Consider the following 11,847-nt stretch of genomic DNA (forward strand, 5'->3'; position numbering starts at 1 on the left):
TCGCTCGCATGTCAGCCGCAATGATTCCGCGATAGGGAACAGGCGGCCGGCACTTTAGATGGGTTCACTGGTAACCGGCGGTACCGCTGGACCCGGTCGAGGTCGCCAGCGTGCGCAGGCCGATCTGGAACATGAACGCGTGGCTCAGCACGGGCGGTGTTGTGCCCGCGGAGTAGCTATACGAAGTTACATAGTTCGCCGCCAGCACGAAGCAATCGTCGACATAGCCGGCGCCGAGCACGTATTGGTTGATCTTGTTGGCCTCAAGGTCCCAGCGCGCCGAGCCCGTCACCACCCAATTGGTCGCGACCTTGATCGAGCCGGTCGTCAGAATACCCTCGCGGCGGGTCAAATAGCCGAGCTCCGGCTGCGCCGCATAATTGCCGTACATCACGCTGACCGCCCAGCGATTGAAGTTGGCGCGGCCTTCCGCCTCGAAGCGCTGGACGTTCCAGGTCTGCTCGTCCATGCGGGAGCGAACGCTGAACGTATAGGTGCTGTTCGGCGAGTAGGCGGCGCTCGCCACGTAATCCGAACGCGGCTTGTCGAGGCCGGAATTGATGCCGGTATTGATGGAGTCCTGCACCGCGTAGGAGTTCATGCCGAACAGCTGGTAGGACTGGCCGAACAGCACTTTGACGGCGCCGCCCTTGTCGAATTGCGTGGTCGCCTGCACGCCGACATTGGCGCGGCCGCCGCCCTCGACACGGTCGTAGCCGGAGAACTTGTCGACGCTGAACAGGTTCGAGGTGTCGAACACCATGCTCTGCGCATCCTCGTTCGGAAGCTTGCCGGCATAGGTCTCGTTCGGGCGGATGATGATCTGCGCGATCGGCTCGATGGTGGTCGAGCCCCAGGGCTGAACGTTGATGAAGGGATAGCGATATTCGAGGCCGACGGTCGGCATCAGGCGGAACGCCTGGGTGTCGCCGACGGGCAGGTAGTTCGAAACGCCCGGCTGGTTGGAGACGTCGGAATTGATCGCGTCGGCGCGCAGGATCGCGAATGGCGTCCAGATCTCGCCGAAGGGATCGGTGAAGGACTTGCGCCACTGCGCCTCCGCCGTCAGGCGGGTGTAGGTGCCGGGGAAGCCGCGCAGCAGGCACTGCGACGGCGTGCGCGCGAGCGGATCGGCTGACGTCGTCGTGCACAGGCCGCTGGTGTTGGCCGCCGTCGTGATCGGATCGAACGCCGCGTCGTTACGCGTCAGATTGACGAAGTTGGTCTTGTAGGAGACCTCGCCGCCGAAGATCGGATAGTTGAGCACGTTCGAGTAGTCGATCACGGGATAGACGACCGGGACCTGCTGCTGGTTGCCCGAGAAGCTCGTCCAGTACATCGTGCGCGCGTCGAAGAAGCTGCGATTGCCGACGCCGGTCAGATAGAGCTGCGACAGCGCATCCGTCGGCAGGTTCAGGAACGAGCCGAGCGGATCGCGATAGGCCGACAGGCGGTAGTCCGACATGAAATAGTAATCGGAGAGCAGGACGCCGTCCCAGCCCCAGACCCATTTGTCGTTCAGCGCGAACTGGCCCTTGGTCTCGATGCCGCCGCGGAACTGGCGGTCGCCCGGCTGGCCGGCGAAATTGCCGGGGTTGAGCTGGTCGATGCCGTAGACGCGAACCTGATAGGCGCCGTCCATCAGGCGCTGGCGGAACTCGGCCTGGAACAGCACGCCCTGCTTGGAGGTGATGCGCGGGCTGAAGGTCGCGTCCATGTCGGGCGCGATCGCCCAGTAGAACGGGACTTCGACGCCGTAGCCGAACGCCGTGTAGGAGGTGAAGCCCGGCATCAGGAAGCCGGTCTTGCGCTTCACGGTCGGATCGGGCGTCGAGAAATAGGGCATGTAGGCGAGCGGCACGCCGAAGAATTCGAGCTGCGCCGTCTCGAAATACAGCATCTTCTCCTGCTGGTCGTGGATGATGCGGGCGCCCTTGACCTGCCAGAGCGGCGGCTTCTTCGGATCGTCCTTGCACGGCGCGCAGGCCGTGTAGACGCCGTTCTCGAACACCGTGTAGTTGCCGGAGGAGCGGTCGGCGCGGGTCGCGGCCATGCGGGTCTGGTCGGCGGTGTCCACGCGTAGCGAATCGACGAAGCCGTCGCGGTAATCGTCGGAAAGATCCAGGATCTCGGCGTAGGTGATCTTGCCGTCGGCATCCGTCATGCGGATGTTGCCTTCGGCATGGAGCCGCTTGGTCTTCTGATCGTAGATGACCCGGTCGGCCTCGACGCTGGTGCCGTTGTAGAACAGCTGGACGTTGCCGACCGCGGAGACGCGCGAGTTGTTGTAGTCGTAATCGACCTCGGTCGCCTGCACGAGCATCTGCCCGTCATTGGCGGCCTTGGGCGGCGTCGGACGTGGCGGCCGCGGATTGTAGGTGTAGCTCTGGGCGGCAGCCGGCGTCACCGTGGCAAGATCGATCATGCCGGCAAGCGATACGGTCGCGATCAGGGCGAGCAGGAGCCTGCGGACAGACAAGCCGAATCCGTTCGCGCGCACGGGATTGCGCAACGCCAAACCAGACACGTGTCCTCGGCGGACGGTCGTCACTATCCGTCCTCCTGATACAGCAAGGCCAAAAAGCCGGTGAGGCCGCCCACCACCGCGGGCAACCACGCCGCAGCGATCGGATGCATCAACTCAGCCTTGCTCAAGTCTTCAGTCACTTTCGACAGAACGTAGAGCAGAAAGCCTGCGCCCACGCCACTCAAAACCATCTTCTGTACGCCGCCCATCCGGAAGAAGCGCAGCGACACGGAAGCCGCGAGCATCACCATGGCGGCGAGCAAAAACGGCTGTGCCAGCAGCTTGTGATACTGGAGTCGATATCCGGCTGTCGCGAACCCCGAGCTCTCCGATGAGCGGATGTAGCTCGGTAGTTGCCAAAAGGACACAGTCTCGGGTGTGGAAAAGCTGTTGCGGACCTGCGCTTCGGTCAACGTCGTCGGAATCTCGAGGCTGGCCTGATCGACCGGCGGGGCATCGAGCGAGAAGCGGCGCACGCCCTTGAACAGCCAGTGGCCGGACTCGAGCGTCGCCTCGCGCGCCTCGACCCGCTCCTTGAAATGCTGCTCTGTGTCAAACCGGAACAGCGTGAGCCCTGTCAGCCGGACGCCCTGCTGCTCGCTGCGCGCGGCGTTGATGATGGTTTGGCCGTCGCTGGTCACCTGGTTGAGCCAGAAGCCGGATGCATCCTGAATGCCGCCGCCCGGCGCCGAGCCGAACAGCTCGGCTTCCATCCGCTTGGAGAGCTCGCGCAGGTTAGCCGACATCGGATTGTAGGCGACGGTAGCGATCACGCCGATCAGGAGCGCGCTGCCGAGCGCGGGCGAGATGAACTGCCAGGCCGAGACGCCGGCGGCGCGCGCCACCACGAGCTCGAGCCGGCGCGAGAGCGCGAGATAGCACATCATGGCGCCGATCAGCATGCAGAACGGCGTCAGCTTCTCCAGCAGCTGCGGCACCCGAAACAGCGAGGTTTCCGCGACCATGACCGCGGAGGCTGAGGCCAGCCCTGAGGTCTTGCGCACCATCTCGATGTAGTCGACCAGGACCAGCAGCAGGAAAATGCTCGCGAACACGCCGAGCGCGGCGACCACGAATCGGCCGGCGAAATAGCGCCCGAGCGTGTTGGTGAGCATGCTCATGCGGCGGCCGGCCGCCCGAACAGCCGCGCGATACGCGCGTTTGATCTGTTGATGGCTTCCATCAGGCCGGCAGGCGGCTCGACCACGACACCGCCGACGATCATCCACATGCCGGCACCGATCGCTGTCACCAGCATCGCATATTGCACGGCGGCGGCGAACGGCGACTTCACCGCCATCACCGAGCAGGCAAATCCGGCCATGCGCAACCCGAACACCGCGAGCACCGAGCCGCCGATCGAGAAGTTGCGGCTCTGGCGCGTGGTGCGCGGCGCGCCGAGGAAGGCGAAGGTCAGTGCCGCAAACGCGAACGGATAGAGCGGCGCCATCAGGCGGTCATGCAGCTCGGACCAGAACTGGCCGGGGACCGCCTTGTAGACGGGATCGTCCTCGGACGGCGAGAACAGCTCCCAGAGATAGCGTTCGCGAATGCCGAGGGTGACGTCGTGGCCCTGGTTGGAGAACTTCGACATGTCGAAGCCGTAGCGGCCGAAGGCCACCAGCGCCGGATCGCGCTTGCCGGCCTCGAAGCGCTGGAGATTGCCGTCCTTGAGGACCAGGAATGAACCGTTGTCGTTCTTCACGACCTCGCCGTGCTCGGCGACGATTGAGACGCGCTCATTGGGATCGCGGCGGTCGTCGATGAAGATGCCGGCGAGAATGCCGCCGGGCTGCCGCTCGCGGATCCGGATCGTGAGATTCTTGTCGAGCTGGGCAAAGCGGCCGGGCTGCAGGATGTTGGTGAGCACGTCGGCGGTGATCTCGGCATCCCATTGCTTGATCCGCCGCATGCCATCGGGGGCGAGATAGGCCGAGATGAAGGTGACCAGCAGCGCCACCACGCAGGTGGCGTAGAAGAACGGATAGAACAGCCGGAACGGCGAGAAGCCGGCGGCATTCATCACGATGATTTCGGAATCGGTCGCGAGCTTGTTCAGCGTGTGCGAGATCGCGATCATCAGCGCGATCGGCGAGATAATCAGGACCAGCGCCGGAATGACGAGCCCGGTGATGCCGAGGAAGGTCAGGATGGTCTGACCCTGGCTCGTCATCAGGTCGATGCCGCGCAACGCCTGCGTAATCCAGATCACGCCGGTGAGGCTGACCAGGACGAGCGCAAACGACGCCAGCGTCGTGCGGAAAATATACCTGTCGATTGACCCCATGCGCTACCGCACGAATCCCACCAAAGCCCCAACGCGCGCACCGGAAGCCCTTCTGTCCAACCAATCCCCTGACAGGGGATCCCCAAGGTCGGCCAGGCTGCTCTTCCGGAGGCTCACTTTCTCACTACCATCCCTTTGATCCGTCAACAAAATGGCTGACCCATGGCACCCTCAACATATGGTTAATATTTCGCTCGTTGTGGCGTCCCTGCCACGGCCGGCGCTTGGCATCCACCGTGGCTCTGGCCCATAGTGGGGACAGACGAGTGAATCGCCGTTCAGATCCGGCTCTCGGCCGGTCCCCTTGATTGGCAAAATATCCCATGTTTTCGAGGAGTTACCCATGCCCGATGCCATCAAGGTCGGCTTCGTCCCGCTGGCTACCGCCGCCCGTGGCATCCTGATCGTGTTCTGTGACGACGCTCTGAAGGTCGGCCCGGCGACGGCCAAGGCGCTCGGCGGGGCAGCCGAGCTCGTGAAGCGGGCGGCGGCCGTCGCCTCATTCAAGGGTAAAACCGGCGCCGCCCTGGACATCCTCGCGCCTGAGGGTCTGAAGGCCGAGCGCCTGATCGTGATCGGGGCCGGCAAGGCATCGGGCCTGAAGGGCAACGACTTCCTCAAATTCGGCGGCATCGCCGCCAGCAAGCTCAAGGCGGGTCCCGCTGCCATGACCATCGTGGCGGAACTGGCGACCGGCGCCATGAGCAGCGAGCAGGCGGTCGCGATCGCCTCGGGCCTGCGGCTGCGCGCCTACAAGTTCGATCGCTACAAGACCAAAAAGAAGGACGGCGAGGAGGGGACCTTGCGCGCCGACGTCTCGCTGGCGGTCGGCGATGCGGCCGCGGCGAAGAAGGCCTTTGCCTCGGCCGGCGCGGTCGTCGACGGCGTCATCATCGCGCGCGATCTCGTCAACGAGCCGCCGAACGTGCTCTACCCCGAGGAGTTCGCGCGCCGCGCCAGCGAGCTGCGCAAGCTGGGCGTCAAGATCGAGGTGCTCGACGTCAAGGCGATGGCGAAGCTCGGCATGGGCGCGCTGCTCGGCGTCGGCCAGGGCTCGGCGCGGCCGAGCCGCACCGTGATCATGCGCTGGGACGGGGCAAGGAAGGGCGAGGCGCCGGTTGCCTTCGTCGGCAAGGGCGTCTGCTTCGACACCGGCGGCATCTCGATCAAGCCGGCCGGCAGCATGGAGGACATGAAGGGCGACATGGGCGGGGCGGCCTGCGTCGTCGGCCTGATGCACGCGCTCGCGGCGCGCAAAGCCAAGGTCAATGCGGTCGGCGCCATCGGCCTCGTCGAGAACATGCCCGACGGCAACGCGCAGCGGCCGGGCGACATCGTCACCTCGATGTCGGGCCAGACCATCGAGATCATCAACACCGACGCGGAAGGCCGCCTCGTGCTGGCCGACGTGCTCTGGTACGTGGCCAAGAAGACCAAGCCGAAATTCATGGTGGATCTGGCGACGCTGACCGGCGCGATCGTGGTCGCGCTCGGCACCGATCATGCCGGCATGTTCTCCAACAATGACGAGCTCGCCGAGCGCCTGCTCGCGGCCGGCATCGAGAGCGGCGAGAAGGTCTGGCGCCTGCCGCTCGGCCCCGAATACGACAAGCTGATCGATTCCCAGTTTGCCGACATGAAGAACACCGGCGGCCGTCACGGCGGCTCGATCACCGCGGCGCAGTTCCTGCAGCGCTTCGTCGACGGCACGCCGTGGGCGCATCTCGACATCGCGGGCACCGCGATGGGCACGCCCAAGACCGACATCAACCAGAGCTGGGGTTCGGGCTACGGCGTCAGGCTGCTCGATCGCCTGGTGGCAGATCATTACGAGCGCAAATGACGGAAGTGCTGTTCTACCATCTGCAAAACATGACGGTTGAGAACGTCTTGCCGCCGCTTCTCGAGAAATCGCTCGAGCGCGGCTGGCGCGTCGTGGTGCAATCGACCTCGCCGGAGCGCGCCGACGCGCTCGACGCGCATTTATGGACCTATCGCGACGATTCTTTCCTGCCGCATGCGACATGGCGCGTGAACGATGTGGCCGAGCAACTGATCGTGCTGGCGATCGAGGAGGGTAATCCCAACGGCGCCAATGTCCGCTTTCTGGTCGACAGCGCCGCCTTGCCGCAGGACGCGGAGGCCTATGAGCGCATGGTGCTGCTGTTCAACGGCGACGATCCGGATGCGCTCGCGGTGGCCCGCAGCACCTGGACGGATTGCAAGACGCGCGGATTTGAGGTCACCTATTGGCAGGCGGACGAACGGGGCCGATGGCAGCGGCGGAATTAGCGGCCGTTCGCAATTAATGATAATTTGGACTTTCTCGGGCAAACTGGTTTCGGCCACCTTCGTGCCGCAAAGTGATGTTGGGACAATCGCTTAGGGCTGCTCCTTGACGTGGGGAATTTAGTTCATCGTGCGACATCAAAAGCTTCCAAAGTCGCTCATACTTGTGTTGGCCGCTGTCGCGCCGCTGATCGCGGGCTGCTCGGGCGGGACCGATCTGCTGGCGTCTGCAAAAGACGCCGAATGGTTCAACAAGCCGAGCCGCCTGTTCATCAAGAACATCTCGATCGAATCGCCGCCGCTGACCCCCGACAAGCCGGTTGGCGCCGAGGATCTCGTCAGCGCCGACGGCGCTTGCCCCGGCATGACGCCGCCTGGACCTGCCGACGCCAATGCCTCGACCACGGCGCCCGCGCCGATGGGCGGCACGGTCGCGCTCGGTCACACCGAATGCGACGTGGTGCGCGGCATCGGCGCGCCATCGACCGTCAATCTCTCCAGCGATGCCGCCGGCCGTCGCGTCGCGGTGGTCACCTGGACCACGGGCCCCCGCGCGGGCATCTACACATTTACGGCCGGACGCCTGTCCGCGATCGAGGGCTCGCCCGAGCCGCCAGTCACTCCGAAACCAGTGAAGCCGAAGGCGAAGAAGAAGGCGGCGACGTAACACGTCGTCGGCCTTCCGCCCTGAAGCCGGTTGCGGCTGTCAACGCGATCAGCCGCGGATGCTCGCCCGACCATCAAGCGGCCTTTCGTCCCTTGATCGCAGTCGCGCTCGCATGAACGGTGATTTCGCCGGTCGCACTCGCCGGCAGTCGCGCTTGTAATCGGCGCTTCAGCTCCGCGCTCTCGGTGTCCGAAAGCTTTCCCAGCACGCCGGCCGGGCTGCTCACAACCATGGAGAGCCAGTAGTCGTCGAAGTCAGCGAATGTCCGCTCGACGACCAGCTCGCGGGTTTCGATGTCGCGAAGACCGAGCTCCGCCCAAAGCGCCTTCAGCGCTTCGAAGCGCGAGATATCCGCACTCGGCGGGCGCGCCGCCGGTTTGCCCATGGCGTCCAACTCTTCCCACAGGGGCTCGGTGGGCGTCCCGCCCCGCATGATGTCCCAGGTGTAGGACGCGACCATGCCGCCGGGCCTGGTGACGCGGACCATCTCCGAGGCGCCCTTGCGCGGGTCGGGGACGAAGAACAGCACCAGCGCCATCACCGCGACGTCGAAGCGGTCGGCGTCGTAGGGAAGCGCCATCGCATCGCCAATCGAAAGCTCGACCTGCTTTGCCGATATCTTCTGGCGTGCAGTCGCAATCTGCGCGTCCGACGGATCGATCGCGCAAACGGATGAGGGCGCGGACTTCGCAAGCAGCAGCTCGGTGAATGCGCCATTGCCGGCACCGACATCCACCCAGGCCAGTCCCGAGTGTGGCGCCAGCCAGTCGAGGAACAGCGTCCCGGCCGATCGGCTCCAGGGCGACATGAAGCGCTCGTAAGCCGCGCCGTCGGTGAACTTGATCGGTTCTGGTAATGACAAGTGAGATCTCCTTCAAATATTCCTTGTTTGGATATCCGTTGGGCCGAAAATACCGGGTCGCTCTCGGGACCGTACATCATGTGCTGACGCCAATTCCACCGCCGAGCTTAATACCAAAGGCGTCGAGACCACACGGGCAATTTCGTTCGGCCCCGGCATGCTCGCCCAAAGCTGCGCCGCCGCCGCGCCGCGCAATGTGCGAGCTGTCACATCCGCTGATCTCCGAAACCGGCCTGCCGCAAATCTGGAGGAAATCTCCAGATTAATCACGCGTGTCTCAAGCAACGCTTCAAGATTGTTGTGTTGGCGGCTGCTAGGCATCGAGGGGAGGGGCTAGATCGATCGAAGGATATTAGAATGTCTATTACCTCTGTTTTTTCCCCGGTTACGGGGCAGCTCACGATTTTCGGCGACAGCGCCAATAACGGCCTCGTGATCGGCCGCGACCAGTCCGGCCGCATTCTCATCAATAACGGGCACGTGAAGACGATCGGTGGCGATCCCACAATTGCCAACACCAACGAGATCGACATCTTCGGGCAAGGCGGCGACGACACGATCACCGTCGACGAAGGCCACGGTCCGATGCCCGCGGTCAACATCTTCGGCGGTGACGGCAATGACAAAATCACCGGCGGCTCGGGAGCCGATTTGCTGTTCGGGCAGGCTGGCGACGATGTGATCAAGGGCGGCGGCGGCAACGATCTGCTGTTCGGTGGCGCAGGCAACGACACGCTGGACGGCGGCAGCGGCGACAACCAGCTCTTCGGCGAGGCCGGCAACGACCTCATGATCTGGAATCCCGGCGGCGGCACCAACGTCGTTGAGGGCGGCGACGGCAACGACACGGTGCAGATCAACGGAAGCAATACTTCCGAAACATTTACGATCACGGCGAATGGCACGCGCGTGCGGTTTGACGGGACGGGCCCGGCACCATTTTCGCTCGACATAGGCACGACGGAGAATCTCGTGCTGCACGCCGGCGGCGGCGACGATGTCATCACCGCAGGTAACGGACTCGGCAGCCTGATTTCGCTGACGCTCGACGGCGGCGCCGGCAACGACACGATCACCGGCGGTGACGGCAACGATCTCCTGATCGGCGGCTCCGGCAACGACATCGTCAATGGCGGTCGCGGCAACGACGTCGCCCAGCTTGGATCGGGTGACGACACTTTCATCTGGAATCCCGGCGACGGCAGCGACACCGTGGAAGGCGGATCGGGCAACGACAAGCTCTTGTTCAACGGCGCCAATATCAACGAGACCATCAACATCTCGGCCAATGGCAGCCGGGTGCGCTTCACCCGCGATGTCGCCAACATCACGATGGACCTCAACAGCATCGAGCAGATCGAGTTCGATGCGCGAGGCGGCGCCGACAATATCAATGTCGGCGATCTCACCGGCACCGGCGTCAAGCAGATCCTCGTCGATCTCGGAGCCGTTCCTGGCGGCACGCAGGGCGATGGCGCGGCCGATACGGTGACCGTCAACGGGACCAACGGCAATCAGAACATCCAGGTCACAGCCGAGGGCACCACGGTCACGGTGACCGGCCTGCCGCAAGTCGTGACAATCGCGAATGCAGAAGCTGCCAACGATCGGCTGGTCATCCAGTCACTCGGCGGCAACGACGTCATCGATGCTTCCGCGCTCGCTGCGGTGATCGGGCTGACCATTGACGGCGGCGCGGGCAACGACACCATCACCGGCAGCCAGGGCGCCGACACACTGATCGGCGGTGACGGCAACGACAAGGTCACCGGCGGCCGCAGCAGCGACGTGGCCCTTCTCGGTGCGGGCGACGACACCTTCGTCTGGAATCCCGGCGACGGCAGCGACACCGTCGAAGGCGGCACGGGAACGGACACGCTGGTGTTCAACGGCTCCAATGTGGCCGAGAATATGTCGATTTCGGCGAATGGAGGCCGTGCGCTTCTCACCCGCGACGTCGGCGCCATTACCATGGACCTCAACGGCGTCGAGCGCGTGCAGATCGCCGCGGCCGGTGGCGCCGACAACATCAATGTCGGCGACCTCACCGGCACCGGCGTCACGCAGGTCGCGATCGACCTCAGCGCCGGTCCCGGCAGCCAGAGCGGTGACGGCGCGGCGGACCGCGTGACGGTAAACGGCACCGCGGGTGACGATAACATCAAGGTCGTCACGTCCAGCGGATCGGTCGTGGTCAACGGCTTGGCCGCGCAGGTCACGATCGCGCACGCAGACGCCGGCGACGCGCTCGCCCTCAACGGCGGCGTCGGCAACGACGTCATCGATGCATCCGCGATCAAGGCCGGCCAGCTCGTCAGTCTCAACATCAACGGCGGTGACGGCAACGACACCATCACCGGCAGCGCCGGCAATGACACCGTGATCGGCGGCCGCGGCAACGACGTCGCCAGTCTCGGTGGCGGTGACGACACCTTCGTCTGGAACCCCGGCGACGGCAGCGACACCGTCGAAGGCGGCAAGGGCACCGATACGCTGCTGTTCAACGGTGCCAACATCAACGAGAACATCAACATCTCGGCCAACGGCGGCCGGGTGCTGTTCACCCGCGACGTCGCCGCCATCGCGATGGACCTCAATGGCGTCGAGCACATCAACTTCAACGCTCTCGGCGGCGCCGACAACATCACGGTCAATGATCTCTCCGGCACCGGGGTGAACCAGGTCAATCTCGACCTCGGCGCCAATGACGGCGCCGCTGATACCGTGACCATCAACGGAACCGGCGGCAGCGACGTCATCACGGTGACCGAGCACGATGGCATCGTCACGGTGTCCGGGCTTGGCCAGGACATCAACATCTCCGATGCCGGCGCAGGCGACAGGATCGTCATCAACGGCCTCGATGGCGATGACGTCATCACGGCTTCGGGCCTGCACGGCGGCATCCAGCTCGTCGCCAATGGCGGCAATGGCGACGACGTCCTGATCGGCGGCTCCGGCAACGACACGCTGACGGGCGGCGCGGGTGACGACGTGCTGATCGGCGGCGCCGGCCAAGACATACTCGATGGCGGCACCGGCAACAACGTCCTGATCCAGGACGGGGCGGCGATGGCGACAACGATGCTGCTCAACCAGGCCATGGCGGCGAGCTTCGTTCCGGCTGGCGACGGCCATGGCGAGATGCCGCTGGCCGATCCGCACGCGGCGCAGACCCAGACGCTCGCTCCTCCGCAGCACGCCTGACGCTCCGG

8 protein-coding genes are annotated in these 11,847 nt (G+C 64.6%); 4 read left to right on the plus strand and 4 right to left on the minus strand.

Going from position 1 to position 11,847, the window contains the following annotated elements; all coding sequences use genetic code 11:
* Positions 1 to 64: 64 nt before the first annotated feature.
* The 3 genes from ABIC09_RS18625 to lptF are packed head-to-tail and all read right to left on the minus strand — an operon-like array spanning position 65 to position 4,814.
* Positions 65 to 2,551, minus strand: a complete 2,487-nt coding sequence (locus ABIC09_RS18625) for an LPS-assembly protein LptD (RefSeq protein WP_354110147.1) — start codon at positions 2,549 to 2,551, stop codon at positions 65 to 67.
* Positions 2,551 to 3,648: an LPS export ABC transporter permease LptG gene (gene lptG / locus ABIC09_RS18630; protein WP_148752955.1), complete on the minus strand. Its 1,098-nt coding sequence runs from the start codon at positions 3,646 to 3,648 to the stop codon at positions 2,551 to 2,553. The genes ABIC09_RS18625 and lptG overlap by 1 nt, the downstream gene beginning before the upstream one ends.
* Entirely contained in the window at positions 3,645 to 4,814 is a 1,170-nt protein-coding gene (gene lptF / locus ABIC09_RS18635) for an LPS export ABC transporter permease LptF (RefSeq protein ID WP_354110148.1), read from the minus strand. The genes lptG and lptF overlap by 4 nt, the downstream gene beginning before the upstream one ends.
* A gap of 343 nt (positions 4,815 to 5,157) precedes the next feature.
* Between lptF and ABIC09_RS18640 the strand changes: the two genes are divergently transcribed.
* The 3 genes from ABIC09_RS18640 to ABIC09_RS18650 all read left to right on the plus strand — a co-directional run bounded on the left by ABIC09_RS18640 (position 5,158) and on the right by ABIC09_RS18650 (position 7,770).
* The gene (locus ABIC09_RS18640) at positions 5,158 to 6,657 is read left to right on the plus strand and encodes a leucyl aminopeptidase (protein ID WP_354110149.1); all 1,500 of its coding nucleotides are present in this window, start codon (positions 5,158 to 5,160) and stop codon (positions 6,655 to 6,657) included.
* Positions 6,654 to 7,106: a DNA polymerase III subunit chi gene (locus ABIC09_RS18645; protein WP_354036102.1), complete on the plus strand. Its 453-nt coding sequence runs from the start codon at positions 6,654 to 6,656 to the stop codon at positions 7,104 to 7,106. Before ABIC09_RS18640 ends, ABIC09_RS18645 begins: the two co-directional genes overlap by 4 nt.
* Before the next feature lie 166 nt (positions 7,107 to 7,272).
* Positions 7,273 to 7,770 carry a hypothetical protein gene (locus ABIC09_RS18650; RefSeq protein ID WP_354036178.1) on the plus strand — a complete coding sequence of 166 codons (498 nt, stop codon included), beginning with the start codon at positions 7,273 to 7,275 and terminating at the stop codon, positions 7,768 to 7,770.
* A gap of 73 nt (positions 7,771 to 7,843) precedes the next feature.
* On the opposite strand, the gene ABIC09_RS18655 is transcribed toward ABIC09_RS18650, so the two are convergent.
* Positions 7,844 to 8,632: a class I SAM-dependent methyltransferase gene (locus tag ABIC09_RS18655; protein ID WP_354110150.1), complete on the minus strand. Its 789-nt coding sequence runs from the start codon at positions 8,630 to 8,632 to the stop codon at positions 7,844 to 7,846.
* A gap of 357 nt (positions 8,633 to 8,989) precedes the next feature.
* Here ABIC09_RS18655 and ABIC09_RS18660 point away from each other — a divergent pair, with 357 nt between their 5' ends.
* Positions 8,990 to 11,839 (plus strand): beta strand repeat-containing protein, encoded by a 2,850-nt coding sequence (locus ABIC09_RS18660; RefSeq protein ID WP_354110151.1) that lies wholly within the window; start codon positions 8,990 to 8,992, stop codon positions 11,837 to 11,839.
* Positions 11,840 to 11,847: the final 8 nt, after the last annotated feature.

This window comes from Bradyrhizobium sp. S3.12.5, from assembly GCF_040548225.1.
Lineage (GTDB): Bacteria > Pseudomonadota > Alphaproteobacteria > Rhizobiales > Xanthobacteraceae > Bradyrhizobium > Bradyrhizobium cytisi.

Excerpts from the sequence above, each read along its gene's own strand:
- lptG (WP_148752955.1), bottom strand. The coding sequence starts at position 3,648 with ATGAGCATGCTCACCAACACGCTCGGGCGCTATTTCGCCGGCCGATTC.
- lptF (WP_354110148.1), bottom strand. The coding sequence starts at position 4,814 with ATGGGGTCAATCGACAGGTATATTTTCCGCACGACGCTGGCGTCGTTT.
- ABIC09_RS18640 (WP_354110149.1), top strand. The coding sequence starts at position 5,158 with ATGCCCGATGCCATCAAGGTCGGCTTCGTCCCGCTGGCTACCGCCGCC.
- ABIC09_RS18645 (WP_354036102.1), top strand. The coding sequence starts at position 6,654 with ATGACGGAAGTGCTGTTCTACCATCTGCAAAACATGACGGTTGAGAAC.
- ABIC09_RS18660 (WP_354110151.1), top strand. The coding sequence starts at position 8,990 with ATGTCTATTACCTCTGTTTTTTCCCCGGTTACGGGGCAGCTCACGATT.